Origin of the sequence: Brevundimonas mediterranea, assembly GCF_014196125.1 — a bacterium.
GTDB lineage: Bacteria > Pseudomonadota > Alphaproteobacteria > Caulobacterales > Caulobacteraceae > Brevundimonas > Brevundimonas mediterranea.
This window is the reverse complement of record NZ_JACIDA010000002.1, coordinates 396,011-414,505: the sequence shown is the minus strand read 5'-3', so window position 1 is coordinate 414,505 and position 18,495 is coordinate 396,011. Positions and strand designations below refer to the sequence as shown.

Annotated in this window: 19 protein-coding genes; 8 read left to right on the top strand and 11 right to left on the bottom strand. The window is 68.0% G+C overall.

What is annotated here, in order from left to right; translation table 11 throughout:
- Positions 1–10 precede the first annotated feature (10 nt).
- From GGR11_RS10880 to GGR11_RS10870, 3 genes are all read left to right on the top strand, one after another.
- A complete protein-coding gene (locus tag GGR11_RS10880; RefSeq protein ID WP_183196920.1) occupies positions 11–475 on the top strand; it encodes a GNAT family N-acetyltransferase in 465 nt (154 codons plus the stop codon).
- Between the two features lie 63 nt (positions 476–538).
- The gene (locus GGR11_RS10875) at positions 539–1,438 is read left to right on the top strand and encodes a dienelactone hydrolase family protein (RefSeq protein WP_183196919.1); all 900 of its coding nucleotides are present in this window, start codon (positions 539–541) and stop codon (positions 1,436–1,438) included.
- Between the two features lie 245 nt (positions 1,439–1,683).
- Positions 1,684–3,768 (top strand): S8 family peptidase, encoded by a 2,085-nt coding sequence (locus tag GGR11_RS10870; protein WP_343051121.1) that lies wholly within the window; start codon positions 1,684–1,686, stop codon positions 3,766–3,768.
- Between the two features lie 107 nt (positions 3,769–3,875).
- On the opposite strand, the gene grpE is transcribed toward GGR11_RS10870, so the two are convergent.
- Both grpE and hrcA read right to left on the bottom strand, forming a co-directional pair.
- Entirely contained in the window at positions 3,876–4,463 is a 588-nt protein-coding gene (gene grpE / locus GGR11_RS10865) for a nucleotide exchange factor GrpE (protein WP_221205302.1), read from the bottom strand.
- 44 nt (positions 4,464–4,507) lie between these two features.
- Entirely contained in the window at positions 4,508–5,536 is a 1,029-nt protein-coding gene (hrcA, locus tag GGR11_RS10860; protein WP_221205301.1) for a heat-inducible transcriptional repressor HrcA, read from the bottom strand.
- A gap of 119 nt (positions 5,537–5,655) precedes the next feature.
- Between hrcA and rph the strand changes: the two genes are divergently transcribed.
- Together rph and GGR11_RS10850 are read left to right on the top strand one after the other, a co-directional pair.
- A complete protein-coding gene (rph, locus tag GGR11_RS10855; RefSeq protein WP_183196913.1) occupies positions 5,656–6,381 on the top strand; it encodes a ribonuclease PH in 726 nt (241 codons plus the stop codon).
- 65 nt (positions 6,382–6,446) lie between these two features.
- Positions 6,447–6,911, top strand: a complete 465-nt coding sequence (locus tag GGR11_RS10850) for a hypothetical protein (protein ID WP_183196911.1) — start codon at positions 6,447–6,449, stop codon at positions 6,909–6,911.
- Between the two features lie 70 nt (positions 6,912–6,981).
- Here GGR11_RS10850 and pnp read toward each other — a convergent pair whose 3' ends face one another.
- The 8 genes from pnp to GGR11_RS10810 form a co-directional block, all read right to left on the bottom strand.
- The gene (gene pnp, locus GGR11_RS10845) at positions 6,982–9,219 is read right to left on the bottom strand and encodes a polyribonucleotide nucleotidyltransferase (protein ID WP_183196908.1); all 2,238 of its coding nucleotides are present in this window, start codon (positions 9,217–9,219) and stop codon (positions 6,982–6,984) included.
- Positions 9,220–9,465: 246 nt separating this feature from the next.
- Positions 9,466–9,735, bottom strand: coding sequence for a 30S ribosomal protein S15 (gene rpsO / locus GGR11_RS10840; RefSeq protein ID WP_008261985.1), 270 nt, complete (start codon positions 9,733–9,735; stop codon positions 9,466–9,468).
- Between the two features lie 79 nt (positions 9,736–9,814).
- Positions 9,815–10,744, bottom strand: a complete 930-nt coding sequence (gene truB, locus GGR11_RS10835) for a tRNA pseudouridine(55) synthase TruB (RefSeq protein WP_183196907.1) — start codon at positions 10,742–10,744, stop codon at positions 9,815–9,817.
- A gap of 121 nt (positions 10,745–10,865) precedes the next feature.
- On the bottom strand, positions 10,866–11,321 hold the full coding sequence (gene rbfA / locus GGR11_RS10830; RefSeq protein ID WP_183196905.1) for a 30S ribosome-binding factor RbfA: 456 nt from the start codon (positions 11,319–11,321) through the stop codon (positions 10,866–10,868).
- A 65-nt stretch (positions 11,322–11,386) separates the two neighbouring features.
- Positions 11,387–12,064, bottom strand: a complete 678-nt coding sequence (locus GGR11_RS10825; RefSeq protein WP_183196903.1) for a DUF2459 domain-containing protein — start codon at positions 12,062–12,064, stop codon at positions 11,387–11,389.
- Between the two features lie 83 nt (positions 12,065–12,147).
- Positions 12,148–12,657 (bottom strand): hypothetical protein, encoded by a 510-nt coding sequence (locus tag GGR11_RS10820; RefSeq protein WP_183196902.1) that lies wholly within the window; start codon positions 12,655–12,657, stop codon positions 12,148–12,150.
- Positions 12,658–12,696: 39 nt separating this feature from the next.
- Positions 12,697–13,629, bottom strand: a complete 933-nt coding sequence (locus GGR11_RS10815; protein ID WP_183196900.1) for a Gfo/Idh/MocA family protein — start codon at positions 13,627–13,629, stop codon at positions 12,697–12,699.
- Positions 13,630–13,634: 5 nt separating this feature from the next.
- Entirely contained in the window at positions 13,635–14,792 is a 1,158-nt protein-coding gene (locus GGR11_RS10810; RefSeq protein ID WP_183196898.1) for a DegT/DnrJ/EryC1/StrS family aminotransferase, read from the bottom strand.
- Positions 14,793–14,954: 162 nt separating this feature from the next.
- Here GGR11_RS10810 and GGR11_RS10805 point away from each other — a divergent pair, with 162 nt between their 5' ends.
- The 3 genes from GGR11_RS10805 to GGR11_RS10795 all read left to right on the top strand — a co-directional run bounded on the left by GGR11_RS10805 (position 14,955) and on the right by GGR11_RS10795 (position 17,507).
- On the top strand, positions 14,955–16,058 hold the full coding sequence (locus GGR11_RS10805; protein ID WP_183196896.1) for an AGE family epimerase/isomerase: 1,104 nt from the start codon (positions 14,955–14,957) through the stop codon (positions 16,056–16,058).
- Positions 16,055–16,564 (top strand): D-glycero-alpha-D-manno-heptose-1,7-bisphosphate 7-phosphatase, encoded by a 510-nt coding sequence (locus GGR11_RS10800; protein WP_183196893.1) that lies wholly within the window; start codon positions 16,055–16,057, stop codon positions 16,562–16,564. The genes GGR11_RS10805 and GGR11_RS10800 overlap by 4 nt, the downstream gene beginning before the upstream one ends.
- A 61-nt stretch (positions 16,565–16,625) precedes the next feature.
- The gene (locus tag GGR11_RS10795) at positions 16,626–17,507 is read left to right on the top strand and encodes an alpha/beta fold hydrolase (RefSeq protein ID WP_183196891.1); all 882 of its coding nucleotides are present in this window, start codon (positions 16,626–16,628) and stop codon (positions 17,505–17,507) included.
- Here GGR11_RS10795 and GGR11_RS10790 read toward each other — a convergent pair.
- Positions 17,504–18,478 (bottom strand): ABC transporter ATP-binding protein, encoded by a 975-nt coding sequence (locus tag GGR11_RS10790; RefSeq protein WP_183196889.1) that lies wholly within the window; start codon positions 18,476–18,478, stop codon positions 17,504–17,506. The two genes, GGR11_RS10795 and GGR11_RS10790, sit on opposite strands and share 4 nt — an antisense overlap.
- Positions 18,479–18,495 lie beyond the last annotated feature (17 nt).

Sequence of the window (18,495 nt, the reverse complement as noted above, 5' to 3'; positions counted from 1 at the left end):
TCAACCCCGGATGATCCTTATCGAGGACGCCGACCCCGACCATGCCGACGCCAAAGTCCTGATCGCCGCCCTGTCCCAGCGACTGGCGGCGATCACGGGCTCCAGCGGTCAGGCCTCGTTCGACGCGGACGATGTGCGCGGGCCGGGCGCCGCCTTCCTGCTGGCGCGCGACGAGCAGGGTCGGGCCATTGGCTGCGGCGCCCTGCGTCCGCTCCAGCCCGGGGTCGCCGAAATCAAGCGCATGTATGCGGCGGTCGCCGGACGGGGCGTGGGTTCCGCGGTGCTCGCGGCCCTGGAGGCGAAGGCGCAAGGCCTCGGCTACGGCGAAATCCGGCTGGAAACGCGTCGCGTCAACACTTTGGCCGTGGGCTTCTATCTCCGCGCCGGCTATCGCGAAATTCCGCCCTACGGCCGCTATGTCGGCCGACCGGAAGCCGTCTGTTTCGCCAAACCAATCGGATCGACTTCCGCCTAAGTTGACTGGACGCCCTCGGCGCGCCGTGATGGTCTGCGGCTCCCCCGTTTCTGGAGCCGTCCCATGACCACTCTGATCCGTCCCGAAGGCCAGACCGCCGATGATCTGAAGCTCAGCCGCCGGGCGGTGGGCGCCCTGGGGGGGCTGCTGTTCTCCGGCTATGCGGTTGCGGCCCTGGCCAAGGAGGCCCAGCCGATCACCACAGACGCCGCCGGGCTCGAGACGGCCGAGGTGAGCTATCCGGCGCCGGACGGGTTTGAACTGCCGGCCTATGTCGCCCGTGCCGCAGGCGACGGCCCCTTCCCGGTGGTCGTGGTGGTGTCCGAGATCTTCGGGGTTCACGAATACATCCGCGACGTCTGCCGTCGGCTGGCGAAACAGGGCTATGCCGCCATTGCGCCCGCCTTCTTCAATCGTGTCGAGGATCCGGCGCCCCTGTCGGACATGGGGCGGATCATGCAGATCGTCGGGGCCACCGACTATGAGCAGGTGATGGGCGACCTGTCGGCGACCCTCGACTGGGCCAGCCAGCAGCTGTGGGCGCGGGACGGCAAGGTCGGGGTCACCGGCTTCTGCTGGGGCGGCAAGGTGGTGTGGCAGGCGGCGGCGCGGTTCGCCGTCATCGGCGCCGGCGTGGCCTGGTACGGCCGTCTGGCCCCCGCGCTGGACGCGACGCCGGTGCAGGTTTCATCCGGTCAGCCTTGGCCGGTCGATCTGGCCGACGATCTGAAGGCGCCGGTCCTGGGCCTGTACGGCGGCCAGGACCAGGGCATCCCCCTGGCCAGCGTTGAACGGATGCGCGAGGCCCTGGCGCGTGCGGGCCAGACGGACAGCCGGATCATCGTCTATCCGGACGCGCCGCATGGCTTCCACGCCGATTACCGCGCCAGCTACGCCGAGGCGGACGCCCGGGACGCATGGGCGAAACTTCTGGCCCACCTCGACAAAGCGTTAAGGAGTTGAATTGTTACTGATGTGACGCATTGCGGAGGGCTCTGCGCCAGGAGGGTGACATGGGCGGTTTGCGGTTAAGCCGGGCGGTTCTGCTGGGTCTCGGCCTGTTGTTTCTTCCCCTTGCGGCCTGTGGGGGCGGGGGAGGCGGCGGCGGGGGCGTCGTAACGCCCGTCGTGCCGCCACCACCACCACCTCCTCCTCCTCCTCCTCCGCCTCCGCCGCCACCACCCCCTCCGCCTCCGCCGCCCCCTTCGGTGTCCTCCACCGAGTATCTGCGGAACTACGGCCTGGCCAATATGAAGGCCGAGGTCGGGTGGCAGGCCGGCGCCACCGGAAACGGCGTCACGGTCGCCGTGGTCGATTCCGGCGTCAGCAACAGCCAGGCCGATCTGGTCGGCCGGATTTCCACGGCCTCGACCGACGTGGTTCCAGGCCGCAACACCCCCTATGTCGCGAACGACAGCCACGGAACCCTGGTGTCGGGTGTGATCGCCTCGAACTTCAACGGACTGGGCTCGGTCGGCGTGGCCTATGAATCGACCATACTGTCGATCCGCAGCGACATCTCCGACTGTGAGGATGAGGACGACGACGTCTGTTTCAGCAGTTCAGACCTGGTCCGGGCCCTGGACTTCGCCGTGGCCAACGGGGTCAAGATCATCAACATGTCCCTGGGCGGCGACGGTCGGCTGGGCTCCGCCTTCGAGGCGGCCCTGTTGCGCGCGGTCAATTCCGGGGCGGTCATCGTCGCCTCGTCGGGCAATGACGGCGAGGCCAATCCCGGTTGGCCCGCGCAATATGCGGTGGATCCCCGGTTCTCCGGCGCCGTGATCGCCGTGGGGTCGCACGGCGCGACCAATGTCATGTCCGACTTCTCGAACCGCGCGGGGGCGACGGCCGTCGCCTATATTTCCGCGCCCGGCGAGGACGTCATCACCGGCTGTGACGGGACCAGCTGCTGGCGGATCAACGGCACCTCCTTCTCGGCGCCCCATGTCTCGGGCGCCCTGGCCCTGTTGATGGACGCCTTCCCCAATCTTTCGGGGCGTCAGGCCCTGGCTATCCTCCTCGACACGGCGCGCGACGCCGGGGACGCGGGAACCGACATTGTGTACGGCCGGGGCCTGCTGGACCTGGCCAACGCCTTCCGGCCGGTGGGAACGAGCTCGACCCCGATGGCCGACGGAGGCTCCATCGTCGCCGAGAGTGAGCCTGGCAGTTTCGTCGGCCCCGCCTTCGGCGACGCCTTTTCGCGCCAGACGGCCTTGGGGACCGTCCTGTTCGACAGCTATGACCGGATGTTCGCCGTCCAACTGGGCGGGGCCTATCCGACGGCGCCCAGCCGCTCGTATCAGGCCGCGCCGTTCGAACCCAGCCGGACGGCGACGACCCGTCTGGCCCTGCCGAACGGCGGCCGGCTGAACCTGACGGCCTCTCAACCGGCCGAGACGCCGGAGCCCATTGCGCCGCGCTACGACCTGACCGCCGCGCCGTGGCTGGGCGACGAACCCCGCCAGGAGGCCATGCTGGATCTGGAGATGGGCCGACTGAGCTTCGCCACCTGGCAGGGCCGGGGCGGAGCACGGTCGCCCTTCGACGGCGCGGCCGGCGACGGTTTCGCCGCCCTGGCCCAGGCGGATCATGCGGCGCGCGGCGCCATGCGGTTCGGGTCGCTGACCTTTGCGGCCGAGAGCGGGGGCGGGGACCGGCGTATGCCGCTGAGGCGGGTCGAGGCGGAGGCTTCAAGCTACAGCCGCGCCACCCTGGCCTGGCGCGGCGCCGACGGCGGCCTGTCGGTCAGCATCGGCGGCCTGGACGAGCGTCTGGGTCCCTTGGGCGCCTTCCTGCCCGGCGGATCGGACTTCGCCTTGCCGTCGCGGACCAGCTTCTATGCCGTGGGCGGCGACTGGACGCTGAGGCCCGGTCTGCGCCTGATCGGCGAGGCGGGCATGGGGTCGACCCGGATCGAGGGTCGGTTCCTGTCGATGGACCAGGCGGCGATCAGTTCGAACTGGCGGCTTGGGCTGCTGACCGGCTGTTCGATGGTCTGCGACCGGATCAGCTTCACCCTGTCGCAGCCGCTGCGGATCGAGAGCGGGACCTTCTCGGCGCTGCTGGCCGATGTGCCGGTCGAATATTTCGATCCCCTGACCTATTCACGCCGAAGCTTCTCGGCGTCGCCCAGCGGTCGTCAGATCGACTTCATCCTGGGCGGCGAGCGGCGGCTGTGGGACGGCTCCAGCCTGTCTGTCCAGGCTGTCGCCAGCCGTGAACCGCGCCATGTCGCCGACGCGGCGCCGGAATTCGCCTTGATCGGCGGATGGCGGCGGAGGTTCTGAGGGGGGAGTGACTGGTGAATGGTGAGTCGTGAGCAAGAGGTGAGCGGCTTGCGGAGACACAGCAGCTCACTACTCAGCCCTCACCAATCACCACTCACGTCCTGACATCAGGCCTTGCCGTCGAAGGCCTGACCTTCGGGCTCGGGCGCTGCGCCATAGGGGTTCGACGCCTGCGCGCCCGACCCCTTGGCCGCGACCACGACCATGGCCGGACGGATGGTGCGGCCGAACAGTTCGAAGCCGGACTGCATGGTCTGGAGCACGGCGCCGCCCGGAACCGTGTCCGACGGCTGTTCGATCATGGCCTGGTGCAAATGGGGGTTGAAGGCCTCGCCGGCCTCGGGGGCGACGCGCTTCAGCCCATTGGTCTCGAACGCCTGCAGCAGGGCCTTCTGTGTCATTTCCAGACCCGTCACCAGGGCGACGGTCGGGCCGTCCGTGTCCTTGGGCGCGGCCATCAGGGCGCGTTCCAGATTGTCGGCCACGCCCAGCAGATCCTTGGCGAAGCGCTGGATGGCGAAGGCGCGGGCGTCGTTCTGCTGCGTCTCGGCGCGCCGCTTCAGGTTCTCCATCTCGGCCGCGACGCGCAGGGCGCGGTCCTTCCACTCGTCGCGCTCGGCGATGACGGCGTCCAGCGGCGCCAGATCGTCCGACGGCTGGGCGTCCAGGCCGTGTTCGGCGTTCACTTCCGCCATGTCGGCGTCCAGTGCGTTGAGGTCTTCGTTAAGGGGCTTGTCGCTCACTTGTCGTTCCCGTCCAGCATCCGGCCCAGCACCCGGGCGGTATAGTCCACCAACGGGATGACACGGGCGTAGTTCAACCTTGCGGGGCCTATGACGCCGATGGCGCCCAGAACCCGCTGTCGGCCGCTCATATAGGGCGCCGCGATCACTGCGGAACCCGAAAGTGAAAACAACCGTGTTTCGGCGCCGATGAAAATTCGCACGCCCTGCGCCGCATCCACCCCGTCCAGCAGGCCGATCAGCTGTTCCTTCTGCTCCAGGTCGTCGAACAGGACACGCACCCGCTCCAGATCCGCCAGGCCTTCGCCCTGCTGCAACAGGTTGGCGCGGCCGCGCACGATCAGGGCGCGTTCGCGGTCCGGGCCGCCGGACCAGGCGGCGAACCCGTCCTCGACCAGGCGGGCGGCGGTCTGGTCCAGTTCGCGTCGGGCGATCTCAAGCTCCTGGGTCATCTCGCGCTTGGCGTCGGCGAACGGCCGGCCGCGCAGGCGGGCGTTGAGGAAGTTGGAGGCCTCCACCAGGGTGGAGGGCGTGACCCCGGCCGCCAGGGTCATGATCCGGTTCTCGACCGTACCGTCGTCGGCGACGATGACCGCCAGGGCCTGATCCCCGCCCAGGGCGACGAATTCGACATGTTTGACGCCGGAATCCCGCACCGGACTGGACACCACGCCGGCGCCCCCCGCCAGGCCGGACAACAGGTTGGACGCCTCGTCCAGGGCGGATTCGAAGTTCCGGCCCCGCCCCGCCAGCCGCCCGTCGATCTCGCGCCGCTCCTCCTTGGTCAGGTCGCCGACCTCCAGCAGGCCGTCGACGAACAGGCGCAGGCCGGCATGGGTCGGGATCCGCCCCGCCGAGGTGTGGGGCGCAGCCAGCAGACCCGCCAGGGTCAGGTCCTGCATCGTATTGCGGATCGAGGCCGGCGACAGGGCGATCCCGCCCAGCGACAGGGTGCGCGACCCGACCGGCTCGCCCGTCTCCAGATAGCTCTCGACGATGCGGCGGAAGATGTCGCGCGCGCGCATATCCAGCCCCGCCAGTCCGGCAAAGGACTGGGCGCCGTCGAAGGGCGGGGTTTTGGGGGCATACAGGCTCACGGTTTCAGGATAAGCACCGCAGCCCCCGCTTCCAAGGATTCATCTCAATGCGCCATTCGAAACGCACCGACGATCAACTGCGTCCCGTGACCATCGAGACCGGGGTCAACCGCTACGCCGAGGGCTCGTGCCTGATCACCTTCGGCCATACCAAGGTTCTGGTGACGGCCTCGGTCGAGGAGACCATTCCCGGCTGGATGCGCGGCAAGGGCCAGGGCTGGGTCACGGCCGAATACGGCATGCTGCCCCGCGCCACCCATACGCGCGGCCGTCGCGAAGCCGCCGTCGGCAAACAGACGGGCCGGACGCAGGAGATCCAGCGCCTGATCGGCCGCTCGCTGCGCGCCGTCGTCGATCTGAAGGCCCTGGGCGAGCGTCAGGTGGTGCTGGACTGCGACGTGATCCAGGCCGACGGCGGCACCCGCACCGCCTCCATCACCGGCGCCTGGGTCGCCATGGCCTCGGCCCTCAACTATCTGCGCGACGAGGGCGTGCTGAAGTCCGACCCGATCCTGGACCAGGTGGCGGCGGTATCCTGCGGCGTCTGCGACGGCGTGCCGGTGCTGGATCTGGACTATGAAGAGGATTCCGAGGCCGAGGCCGATTCCAACTTCGTCCTGACCGGCGCGGGCCAGATCGTCGAGGTCCAGGCCACCGGCGAGAAGCGCGGCTTCTCCCGCGCCGAGTTCGACCGGCTGTTCTCCCTGGCCGAGATCGGCTGCACCGAACTGTTCGCCCTGCAAAAGGCCGCGCTGGAGGCGGTGCGCCGATAGGGGGTTTCGCGCATTAAGGGGACGGGTCATCGTCTGGGTGATCCCGTCCCTGCCCGGAGATGCCGATGCGCCGCCCCCTGTTCATCAGTTCCGCCTCAGCCGCCGTTCTGGCCTTCGCCCTGACGGTCGCGGCCTGTCAGCCCGGAAGCGACGCCCCCGACGCCTCTTCCTCTGACGCCTCTTCCTCTGGGACCGTTTCCTCGGCGGCCCCCAGCCCCGCCGCTCCTGGCCCCGCCCCGGCCCGGAACCCCGCGGCGTCGACGCCGGCTCCGTCGGAAGACGCTCAGGCCCGGATTCCGGAAGGACCGGACATGAGGCCCGAGCGGATTCCCGCCAGTGAAATCCCCTGCCGTGAGCAGATCGGCGAGGCGGCGTCCGCTCGCCTGGTCGAACGCTGCATCCAGGTCAGCCCCGCGACCCGCCCGCCCTGCAACGCCGCCAACCCCTGCGACCTGATCCAGGGCGAGATCGACCGGTCCTGCAAACTGTGGGCGCGCGACGGCGATCCGCCGGCGGAATGCCGATCTTAGGACAGGCCGTCACGAAAAAGGCCCCGCCGTCGCCGGCGGGGCCTTCTCGTATCAGCCCTGGGGCTCAGTCCTAGTCGCGACGACGACGACCACGATCGCCACCGCGATCACCGCCGCCTTCGCGCTTGGGACGGCCGCCGGTGTCGTCCGACAGGGGCTCTTCGCCCCGCTCGGCGCGTTCGGCGTTGATCTTGTCGGTCAGGTCTTCACCGGTCGTCTGATCGACGATCTTCATCGACAGCTTGGTCTTGCCGCGATCGTCGAAGCCCAGGAACTTGACCTTGACCTCTTGGCCTTCCGACAGGATGTCGGCCGGGTTGGCGACGCGTTCCAGAGCGATCTGGGACACGTGGACCAGGCCGTCCTTGGCGCCGAAGAAGTTCACGAAGGCGCCGAAGTCGACGACCTTCACGACCTTGCCGGAGTAGATGGTGCCGACTTCCGGTTCCGAGGCGATGGACTGGATCCAGGCCTTGGCGGCGTCGATCTTCTCCTGGTCGTTGGCGGCGACCTTGATGGTGCCGTCGTCGCCGATGTCGATCTTGGCGCCGGTCTTCTCGACGATCTCGCGGATGACCTTGCCGCCCGAACCGATCACTTCACGGATCTTGTCGACCGCGATCTTGACCGTTTCGATCTTCGGCGCGTGCTCGCCCAGTTCGGTGCGCGGCGCGTCCATGGCCTTGGACATCTCGTCCAGGATGTGGAGACGACCGGCCGAGGCCTGGCTCAGAGCCTGCTTCATGATCTCTTTGGTGATGCCGGCGACCTTGATATCCATCTGAAGGCTGGTGATGCCTTCCGAGGTGCCGGCGACCTTGAAGTCCATGTCGCCCAGGTGGTCTTCGTCACCCAGGATGTCCGACAGGATGGCGAACTCGCCCGACGGCTCCAGGATCAGGCCCATGGCGATGCCCGAGACCGGACGGATCAGCGGCACGCCGGCGTCCATCAGGGCCAGCGACGAACCGCAGACCGTGGCCATCGAGGACGAGCCGTTCGACTCGGTGATCTCGGAGACCAGGCGGATGGTGTAGGGGAAGTCTTCCTTAGACGGCAGCATCGGACGGATCGCGCGCCAGGCCAGCTTGCCGTGACCGATTTCGCGACGACCGGGCGAACCCATGCGGCCCGCTTCACCCACCGAATAGGGGGGGAAGTTGTAGTGCAGCAGGAAGCTCTCTTTGTAGGTGCCCGACAGGCTGTCGATGTACTGCTCGTCCTCGCCGGTGCCGAGCGTGGCGACGACCAGGGCCTGGGTTTCCCCACGCGTGAACAGGGCCGAACCGTGGGTGCGCGGCAGGACGCCGACTTCCGACACGATGGCGCGGACCTTGTCGAGGGCGCGGCCGTCGACGCGGTGTGCGTTCTCGATGATGTCGCGACGCAGGACCTCAGCTTCGCATTCCTTGAAGGCGGCCGAGAACTTGGAGCTGTCGACGCCGTCGGGGTTTTCGTCGGTCTTCACCAGCTTGGCGGCGGCGGTCTTCTTGGCCGCATCGACGCCCGAGCGACGGTCGTACTTGCCGGGGTGGGTGTAGGCGGCCTTGATGTCTTCGCCGACCAGCGACTTGATCGAGGCGACGACGTCCGAATGGTCTTCACCCTGGAAGTCGAAGGGCTCCTTGGCGGCGTGTTCGGCCAGTTCGATGATGGCTTCGATCACCGGCTGCATGCCCGCGTGAGCGAACATCAGGGCTTCGAGCATCTTCTCTTCCGACAGCTCCTTGGCTTCGGATTCGACCATCATCAGGGCGTCTTGGGTGCCGGCGACCACCAGGTCGAGGTCCGAGGTCGCGATCAGGTCGATGTGCGGGTTCAGGACCAGCTCGCCGTCGATCAGGCCGACGCGCGCGGCGCCGATCGGGCCCATGAAGGGCACGCCCGAAATGGTCAGGGCGGCCGAGGCGGCGACCAGGCCGACGATGTCCGGATCGTTTTCCATGTCGTGCTGCAGCACGGTCACGACGACCTGGGTCTCGTTCTTGAAGCCCTTGACGAACAGCGGGCGGATCGGACGGTCGATCAGGCGGGAAACCAGGGTTTCCTTCTCGGTCGGACGGCCTTCACGCTTGAAGTAACCACCCGGGATCTTGCCGGCGGCGAAGGTCTTTTCCTGGTAGTTGACGGTCAGGGGGAAGAAATCCAGGCCCGGCTTGGGCGAGCGGCCATAGACGACGGTGGCCAGAACCACGGTCTCGCCGTAGGTCGCCAACACGGCGCCGTCGGCTTGGCGGGCGATGCGGCCCGTTTCCAGGGTCAGCGGGCGTCCGGCCCAGTCGATCGTCTTGCGTTTGATATCGAACATATTTCGTCTTTCGTATCCCGGACGGCGTATTCCGTTCGGGGTCCCATCATTGGGTGCGGATGCGTCGGGCGTTCAGTCCTTCGATCCAGAGGTCGCCGCGCCATCGCGGTCGACCGGGAGAGGACCGGCATGGCCCTCGCAACTGCGCCGTAAGTCCTGCGGCGCACAGGTCGTCTCTAGTCGCACAACGAGGCGCGGACGTGACCGCCCGCGCCTCGAAAGCGTATTCTACACTGATCCGACGCCTTAGCGGCGCAGGCCCAGCTTGGCGATGAGCGCCTGGTAGCGACCGGCGTCGACCTTGTTCAGGTGGTCGAGCAGGCGGCGACGTTGCGACACCATCTTCAGAAGGCCACGACGCGAGTGGTTGTCCTTCTTGTGAGTCTTGAAGTGTTCGGTCAGGTTGGAGATGCGTTCCGACAGGATCGCGACCTGAACCTCGGCCGAGCCGGTGTCGCCAGCGGTGCGGGCGTTATCGGCGATGATCTCGTGCTTGCGTTCAGCAGTAACCGACATCGAAGAGTCCTTTCTTGGCCTATCGCGCTTCGCGCTACTTGAGGCCTTGGGGTCTCGGCCCTTGCCGGATGGCGCGGGCCTAGAGGTTGAAAACGCGGTCGGGTTCTAACCGGCCGGCCCGCAACTGACAGAGTGCGACGAGGGTCTGGCCCTGGAAGGCTGAAACCGTTCGCGAACCGCCGGAAAGGCGATCCTTGAGGGTTTCCACCTGACGGGGGAGCAGAACGATCGGGCGTCCCTGCCGAAGCGAGAAGGCGTCCTGATCCGTCACGGCCAGCTCCGGGATGTCGTCCAGGGCGGTCGCAACGGGAAGCAAGCCTTCCGAGGCGGCGCCCCTATGCACCATTTCCTCCAGAGAATCCAGAGTGACGGCGTTTTCCGTGCTGAACGGGCCGACCCGCTCGCGGCGCAGGGCGCTTACGTGACCCTCGGCGCCCAGGGCGAGCGCCAGGTCGCGCGCCAGCGAGCGCACATAGACGCCCTTGCCGGTGCGGATGGTCAGTTCGACATGGTCGGCGTCCGGCGCATCCGTGACCTCGGCCGAATGGATGGTCACGCGGCGCGACTGCAACTCGAACTCGACCCCGTCGCGCGCCAGGTCATAGGCGCGGGCGCCGTCCACCTTTATGGCCGAGAAGCGGGGCGGGGTCTGGTCGATCTCGCCGACGAAGGCGGGCAGGGCGGCCTTTACCGCCTCGACCGAGGGGCGCACGTCAGAACGGCCAGTGATCTCGCCTTCGCGGTCCACGCTGTCGGTCGAGACGCCCCAGTTGATGGTGAAGCGATAGACCTTCTGCGCCTCCATCATCATCGGCACGGTCTTGGTCGCCTCGCCCAGCGCAATGGGCAGGATGCCGCTGGCCAGCGGATCCAGCGTCCCGGCATGACCGGCCTTCTGGGCGTTGAACAGGCGGCGAATGCGGCTGACCGCCTCGGTCGATCCCATCTCGAACGGCTTGTCCAAGCAGACCCAGCCGTCGATCACGTCGCCCTTCTTCTTGCGGGCCATTATGCTTGGCCTATCGCGCTTCGCGCTGCTTGAGGCCACGATGCTTGGCCTACCGCGCTTCGCGCTGCTTGAGGCCGGAAGGCTGGGCCTGCCGCGCTAGGCGCTCCTTGAGGGCGGTTAATCAAGCGTCGTTCCCTTCGTCGTCGCGCGCCGCCAGGTCGGCCTGGATACGCGGATCGGCGAACAGTTTGTCGAGGTGGCTGGCGGCGTCGAAGCTTTCGTCGTGGCGGAAGCGCAAGTCGGGGGTGAACTTCATGTCCAGGCGGCGGCCCAACTGGCCGCGCAGAAATTTGGAGTGGACGTTCAGCGCCTTGATGATCTCGCTCTCGTGGCCCGTGGTCGCGGCGGCTTCGACGCCGGCGCCCAGGGGTTCGACGAAACAGGTGGCGTGTTTCAGGTCCGGCGACAGGCGGACCTCGGTGACGGTGACGGACACGTCGGCCAGGGCCTCGTCGTGGATGTCCTCCTCACGCAGGATGTCGACCAGGGCGTGACGGATCAGTTCGCCGGCGCGCAACTGGCGTTGGCTCGGACCGACCGGGCCGGAGGAATTGCGGGTATGCTGCTTGTGGGCCATCGGCCGCTCCTTCTTGTTCGCCCGCCGGGGCTCGGACCCGGCCGGATAAGCGAAAGTCGGGCGGTCTAGGCGCGTGGAGCCGCCCTGTCCAGTTCCGCCGCTCTGACGGACTGCATCACCTCGCCCGAAAACACCGACCGCGCGGGGCGGATCGTCACCCCGCCGGCGTTCAGCACCCCGGCGGTCCAGTGGTTGCAAAGGTGCAGGATCGAGAAGCTTTCCCGGCCGGCGAAGAAGCGGGCGTCGTCGCCGGGGCGGGCGGTCACGATACGCGGGGCGCCATGCGAGAGGTCCAGCGAGGTCTCGATCCGCCCCGCCATCCGGTCGAAGGCGGTGGGCGTCAGGCGCAGGCCCGCGCGGCGGTGTGCGGGGTAGCGGTCGCGCGGATCCTGGGCCTCCGGGTCCAGCATCAGGACGGACGGATTGCCCGGCCGAAAGAAGGCGCGCGCGCCGTCGGGCAGGCGGTCCGAGATCGGGCTTTGATCGACGTAGAAGGTCGCGTCGCCCCAGCCGATCAATATCCAGTCGCCCGGGGGCACGGTCGCGATGGCTTGGGCCAGCGGCCCGCCCCGCTGCTCAAGCGCTGCGCGGGGCACGGCCAGATCGGTATGGAAGCCGTTGTCGAGGAGATAGACGGCGACCGGCGCATCAGCGGTCGTTGGAATGGGCGCGCCCGGTCGGGTCCAGGTCAGCAGGGCGGCGACCACGCCGATCAGAACCGCTAGGGGCAGGGCCCATCGCATCGCCGTTTCTCCGAACGCCTCTCCAGCCGCAAGGATAGACGACCAAGCGTGACAGGCGAAAGGGCGAGGCGTCGGGGCTGGATCTAGGAGTCCGTGTCCGCGAACGGCGACACTGGCGCTGTCTGCCATTCGCCGCGCCAGTCGTAGCTCAAGGTCACGCAATGGCGGTAGGTCCCGTCGGCCCAGCGGCCGACCGCCTGCATCGTCAGGGGGCGGGGCGCGCGTATGCGGCTCATCACCACCCAGACGTCGTTCGCGCCGGGACACAGGGCGCGCGCCAGACCGCGGCCGTCGCCGGTCTGGTCGATCGCATAGATATCCGTCTCGTTCGCCCCCTCGGGCAGGACGCGCCGCGCCTCGTTCGGGCCGCCTCGGGTGAAGTCGGCCGACCCGCGCGCCGTGGTGGAGAAAAGCCGCTCGGCGCTGACCGCCCCGAACAGGCCGCGCCTGACCTGCAGGGTGATCCCCTTGGTCAGGGCCTGGGTGATCCGATCCGACGCGTTGTAGGACAGGTAGCGGGTGTCGGCGTGGGCCGGGGCGGCGGCGGACACGGCGACAACAGCGGCGGCGACGGGAACGAGAATGGAGCGCATGCCTCTTCCTTCGTCAGGCTTTGCGGCGAGAGCGGGGCCTTAGGCCTCGCCCAGGCAGCGCAGGGCGACTTCGAGGTTGCGCAGGCCGTCCTCACCGGTCACCGCCGGGGGCTCGCCGGTGTTGATGGCGCGGGCGAAGGCCTCCAGTTCCTTCCGAAGCGGTTCGGCCGGCCAGCTGTTCAACATGCGGGTCGAATAGGAGCCGTCGGGCTGCTGCCCGAAATACTCCGTCACCTGGCGGGTGATCAGGTCGGCGACGATGAATTTGGTCTTGGTGGCGACCTGCAGGGTGCGGGTCTTGTAGGGCGTGACCCAGTTGGTCGTGATGTGGGCGATCACGCCGTTGTCGAGCCGGAACTGCAGCAGGGCCGTGTCCTCGCGCTCGGCGCGGGTGCGGGCCAGCTGCGGCTGGACCTCGACGATCTCTGATCCGGTCAGGTGGCGGATGATGTCGATGTCGTGAACCGCCAGGTCGATGACCACGCCCACCTCGCCCATCCGGGGCGGGAAGGGGCCGACGCGGGTGACCTGGATGGAGATGATCTCGTCGTCGGCGACGGCGCGCTTGACCGTGTCCACCGCCGGATTGAAGCGTTCGACTTGGCCGACCATCAGGACGCGGTCATTGGCCTTGGCGGCGTCGATCATCCGCTGGGCGTCGGCCACGGTGGCGGCGATCGGCTTTTCGACCAGGACGTGGACGCCCTTTTCCAGCAGGGCGACGCCGATTTCGGCATGGAATCGGTTGGGCGTGGCCACGACAGCCGCGTCCAGGCCGGCGTCGACGAAGGCCTGGGCGGTCGTGACCGGCGCCGCCTCATAGGCGGCGGCGACCCCATCGGCGACGACCGCATCCGGGTCGAAGACCGTGGTCAGGTCGAACTCGCGCATCTCGGAGGCGACGCGCGCATGGTTGCGGCCCATGACGCCGACGCCGGCGACGCCGAACTTGAGGACGGGGGTGTTCGGCATCAGGCTTATCCCTTGTAGCTGGCGACGGCGGCGATGACCTTGTCCTGGGTCGCCTCGTCCAGGTCGGCGTGCATCGGCAGGCTGAAGACCACGTCCTTCAGACGTTCGGTCACCGGCAGGCCGCCGGTCCCTCGCGGGAAATGCGCATAGGCCGGCTGCAGGTGCAGCGGGATCGGATAATAGACGGCGGTCGGCACGTCATGGGTCTTCAGATGGGCGATCAGGCCGTCGCGGTCGGGGTGTTCGACCGTATATTGCGCCCAGTTCGAGATATTGCCCGCGGGGACGTCCGGAACCTTGGCGACGTGAGGGCGCAGGCCTTGATTGTAGCGGGCGGCGATCCGGTTGCGCCACGTGATCTCTTCACCGAACACCTTCAGCTTCTCGATCAGAACGGCGGCCTGGATCGTGTCCAGACGGCTGTTCAAGCCGATCCGCATGTTCAGATATTTGGGGTCGTGATCGAAGACGCGGTCCTTCAGGTCCACCGCCACGGCCTTGCCGTGCACGCGGACGGAATCGATCAGCTGGGCCAGTTCGTCGTCATTGGTCAGCACCGCCCCCCCGTCGCCGTAGCAACCCAGGGGCTTGGCCGGGAAGAAGCTGGTGGTGGTGATGTCGGCCCATTTCAGCGGATGTTCGCCGCCGATGGTGCAGCCGAAACCCTGGGCCGAATCCGCGATCAGTTTCAGGCCGTGTTTGTCGCAGATCGCCCTGATCGCCGGATAATCGGCGGGCTGGCCGAACAGGTCGACGGCGATGACCACGCGGGGGGTCAGGCGGCCCTCGGCCTTGATGCCTTCTATGGCGCGCTCCAGCGCGGCCGGGTCCATATTGTAGGTGTCGGCGTCCACGTCGACGAAGACCGGCTCGGCGTCGAACCAGGGCACCACCTCGGCGGTGGCGGCGAAGGTGAAGCTGGGCACGAAGACCGCATCGCCGCGCCCGATCCCCCAGGCCATCAGCGGCAGGGCCAGGGCGTCGGTGCCGTTGGCGCAGCCCAGGGCGTGTTCGGCCCGGCCGAAGGCGGCGAGTTCGGCTTCGAACTGGCGGACCTGAGGCCCCATGACCCAGGCGCCGCCGACGACGGCCTCCTGAACGGCGGCCTCGATCTTGCCGGCGAGACGCAGGCGCTGGGCCTGAAGGTCGATGAAGGGGATCATGAAAACGCGCTCTCCACGAGGATCCGGGGGGATCGGGGGCGGCGGACCGACGGGTCGGGCCGCGAGGGTGGCCGCCGTCCTAGCAAGATCGAACGCGGAGACCAAACCGGGCGGCGTCACTTCGCGTTGCCCATTGCAACGATGATGTTCTAAGCCGACGCCATGTCCGCTCTCGCCGCCGCCAAGACCAAGGTCTCCAACTGGTTGTTTCACCAGGCCCTGCCGCTGTGGGCCGACCGTGGCGTGGACGGCCAGGGGCGGTTCTTCGAACAGCTGGATTTCGAGGGCCGGGCGCGGACCGGACTGCGCCGCCGCACCCGGGTCCAGGCGCGCCAGATCTATGTCTTCTGCGAGGCTGCCGCCCTGGGCTGGGCGCCGGGGCGGGCGGTGGCCCAGGCCGGTCTGGACCGGATGATCGCCGCCTGTCGCCGCGACGACGGCCTGTGGGTCGCGGCGACCGATGACGCAGGCGCGGTCGTGGACGAGACGCCGGACCTTTATGATCTGGCCTTCGTGCTCTTCGCCCTGGCGGCCGCGCATCGGGTGCTGGGCGACGACCGGGCCCGGCCCCTGGCGCTGGAGACCTTGGGGGCGATCAATCGGTTGATGGGGGCCCCGCACGGCGGCTGGCATGAGGCCCTGCCGCCGCGTCTGCCGCGTCGCCAGAACCCGCACATGCACCTGCTGGAGGCCATGCTGGCCTGGCAGATGATCGCGCCGGACCCGATGTTCGAGACTGTGGCGCGGGGGGTGCTGGACCTGTGCCGCCGTCGTTTCCTGATCGACGGCGCGATCCACGAATATTTCACCGAGGACTGGCGGCCGGATCCGGCCGCCGGCCACATCGTCGAACCCGGCCATTTCGAGGAATGGGCCTGGTTGCTGCGTCAGGCGCGCATCGCCGGTCTCGACGCCGGTTCAGATATGGACCCCGCGGCCGAGGGCCTGCATCGCCGCGCCGTCACCCAGGGGCTGAAGGGCGGTTTCATGATCCGCGAGATGGACGCCGCCGGGGCGCCGATCAACGCCGGCCGCCGTCTGTGGGCTCAGACCGAGGCCATCCGCCCCGCCTTGACCTTCGGGGACGCCGCCGCTGCTGTAGGCCTGATCGAGGCGACCTTCGCCACCCATCTGGCGACGGCGGTTCCGGGTCTGTGGATCGACAGCTATGAGGGAGACGGGACGTCGATCGACAAGGCCGTGCCCGCCTCCAGCCTGTATCACCTGATGACCGCCTTTTCCGAACTGTTGAGACACGACGCATGACCGGCGTACCCGCCGTCTTTCTGGATCGTGACGGGGTCCTGATCGAGGATTCCGGCTATCCCCACCTGCCCGAACATCTGAAACTGATTCCGGGCGCGACGGCGGCGGTGCGACGGCTGAACCGGCTGGGCTATCTGGCGGTGATCGTCACCAACCAGTCGGGCGTGGCGCGCGGGATGTTCGACGAGGACCAGATGAACGGGTTCAACGCCCTGTTGGTTAAAAACCTGGCCCAGGACGGGGCGGTGATCGGGGCCGTCTACGCCTGTCCCTTCCATCCGGAGGCGCGCGACGAACGCTATCGCCATCCCGACCATCCCGACCGCAAGCCCAATCCCGGCATGCTGCTGCGGGCCATCGCCGATCACGACATCGATCCGGCGAAATCCTTCATGATCGGTGACCAACCGACCGATGTGGAGGCGGCGAAACGGGCCGGCGTGTCCGGCTTTCTGTTCCCGGGCGGCGATCTGGACGTCTTCGTGCGCGAACTGATCGGCGCCTGACGCCATCGCATTTCCTCGCGCGGTGAATTACTCTGTCCATCTTGGATTGAAGGAGATCGCCGTGGCCTTGGTCGCTCCCTATGTCGAACGTCGCTGGAAGTCCCCGGACGGGCTGGACCTGTTCGCGCGCGACTATGCGCCCGGTCCCGGCGTGGCCCGGCCCCCCGTCATCGCCATCCACGGCCTGACGCGCAACAGCGCCGACTTCGAGGCCATCGCCCCCCTGCTGGCCCAGAGCGGCCGGCGCGTCCTCGCCGTCGATGTGCGCGGACGCGGCCTGTCGGATCGCGCGTCGGATCCGATGACCTATCGGCCCGACGTCTATGCCAAGGACATCTTGGCCCTGATGGAGCAGGCGGCGATCGACCGCGCCGTCTTCGTCGGCACCTCGATGGGCGGGCTGATCACCATGGCCCTGACGGCGCTGAAGCCGCGGGCTGTGGTCGCCGCCATACTGAACGACATCGGTCCCGAAGTGGCGCCCGAAGGCCTGGCGCGCATCGCGTCCTACAGCGGCCAGCCCGTCGAGATCGGCTCATGGGCCGATGCGGCGGCCTATGCGAAGCGGATCAACGCGGTCGCCTTTCCCCACTATTCCGACGCCGACTGGGACGGATTCGCGCGGCGCATCTTCCGTCAGCAGCCGGATGGGGAGATCGGGCTGGACTATGACCCGGACATCTCGGTTCCGATCCGGGCGGCGGGGGCCAAGGCCCTGGTTCCGAACCTGTGGCCCATGTTCCGGCGTCTGGCGAAGACCAAGCCGACCCTGCTGGTGCGGGGCGGGGAGTCCGATCTGCTGAGCCCCGCCATCGCGGAGAAGATGAAGAAGGCCGCGCCGGCCATGGCCTATGTCGAGGTCCCCGGCGTCGGCCACGCCCCGATGCTGGACGAAGCCGAAGCCAAGGCGGCGATCTTCGAATTCCTGGCGGACGTGGATTAATCCTTCGTCGGATCGACCTGGCTGGCGTCGCCATAGGTCAGGGCCAGGAAGACGTCCTCAAGGTCCGGGTCCTCGGTGGTGATGTCGGCGATGGTGACGCCGGCGGCGCGGACGGCGTTGATGACCTGTTCCACCGACGACTGCCCCTTCTTGTAGGTCACGGCGAAGGCGCCGCCGGGACGGGGCGTGACCTGGAAGCCGTCCAGAACCGGGGGCGTCGCTTGGGGCGTCTCGGGCGTGACCACCACATTGCGGCTGTCCAGCCGGCGCAGCAGCTGCGGCGTCGGCTCGCAGGCCACCACCTGACCCCGGTTGACGATGGCGATGGTGTCGCAGAGCTCCTGCGCCTCTTCCAGATAGTGGGTGGTCAGGACGATGGTCACGCCCTCGGCGTTGATCTGGCGCACATAGGCCCACAACTGGCGACGCAGTTCGACATCCACCCCGGCCGTCGGTTCGTCCAGGATCAGGATGGGCGGATTGTGGACCAGGGCCTTGGCCACCATCAGGCGGCGCTTCATGCCGCCGGACAGGGCGCGGACATAGGCGTTCGCCTTGTCCGAAAGGCCCAGCGCCGCCAGCAGTTCGTCCGAGCGACGTTCGTTCTTCGGCACGCCGTAAAAGCCGGCTTGGACCTCCAGCGACTCGCGCGGGGTGAAGAAGACGTCGGCGACGATCTCCTGCGGCACGACGCCCAGGGCGGCCGCGGCGTCACGCGGCTCCTTGTCGATGTCGCGGCCCCAGATGGTCACCGTGCCCTCCGACTTCTTGACCACGCCGGCCAGGATGTTGATCAGGGTCGATTTTCCGGCGCCGTTCGGGCCCAGAAGCCCGAACACCGAGCCACGCGGAATGACCAGATCGACCCCGCGCAGGGCCGTCTTGGGCGCCGACTTCTTGGAGCCGGCGTAGGTCTTCTTCAGCCCGCGCACCTCGATGGCGTTGTCGGGCAGGGTCGTCGCATCGGTCATTCGGGGCGCTTTGAACG

Coding starts and splice junctions, on each gene's coding strand:
- GGR11_RS10880 (WP_183196920.1), top strand. CDS start 11: ATGATCCTTATCGAGGACGCCGACCCCGACCATGCCGACGCCAAAGTC.
- GGR11_RS10875 (WP_183196919.1), top strand. CDS start 539: ATGACCACTCTGATCCGTCCCGAAGGCCAGACCGCCGATGATCTGAAG.
- grpE (WP_221205302.1), bottom strand. CDS start 4,463: ATGGCGGAAGTGAACGCCGAACACGGCCTGGACGCCCAGCCGTCGGAC.
- hrcA (WP_221205301.1), bottom strand. CDS start 5,536: ATGCGCGCGCGCGACATCTTCCGCCGCATCGTCGAGAGCTATCTGGAG.
- rph (WP_183196913.1), top strand. CDS start 5,656: ATGCGCCATTCGAAACGCACCGACGATCAACTGCGTCCCGTGACCATC.
- GGR11_RS10850 (WP_183196911.1), top strand. CDS start 6,447: ATGCGCCGCCCCCTGTTCATCAGTTCCGCCTCAGCCGCCGTTCTGGCC.
- pnp (WP_183196908.1), bottom strand. CDS start 9,219: ATGTTCGATATCAAACGCAAGACGATCGACTGGGCCGGACGCCCGCTG.
- rpsO (WP_008261985.1), bottom strand. CDS start 9,735: ATGTCGGTTACTGCTGAACGCAAGCACGAGATCATCGCCGATAACGCC.
- truB (WP_183196907.1), bottom strand. CDS start 10,744: ATGGCCCGCAAGAAGAAGGGCGACGTGATCGACGGCTGGGTCTGCTTG.
- rbfA (WP_183196905.1), bottom strand. CDS start 11,321: ATGGCCCACAAGCAGCATACCCGCAATTCCTCCGGCCCGGTCGGTCCG.
- GGR11_RS10825 (WP_183196903.1), bottom strand. CDS start 12,064: ATGCGATGGGCCCTGCCCCTAGCGGTTCTGATCGGCGTGGTCGCCGCC.
- GGR11_RS10820 (WP_183196902.1), bottom strand. CDS start 12,657: ATGCGCTCCATTCTCGTTCCCGTCGCCGCCGCTGTTGTCGCCGTGTCC.
- GGR11_RS10815 (WP_183196900.1), bottom strand. CDS start 13,629: ATGCCGAACACCCCCGTCCTCAAGTTCGGCGTCGCCGGCGTCGGCGTC.
- GGR11_RS10810 (WP_183196898.1), bottom strand. CDS start 14,792: ATGATCCCCTTCATCGACCTTCAGGCCCAGCGCCTGCGTCTCGCCGGC.
- GGR11_RS10805 (WP_183196896.1), top strand. CDS start 14,955: ATGTCCGCTCTCGCCGCCGCCAAGACCAAGGTCTCCAACTGGTTGTTT.
- GGR11_RS10800 (WP_183196893.1), top strand. CDS start 16,055: ATGACCGGCGTACCCGCCGTCTTTCTGGATCGTGACGGGGTCCTGATC.
- GGR11_RS10790 (WP_183196889.1), bottom strand. CDS start 18,478: ATGACCGATGCGACGACCCTGCCCGACAACGCCATCGAGGTGCGCGGG.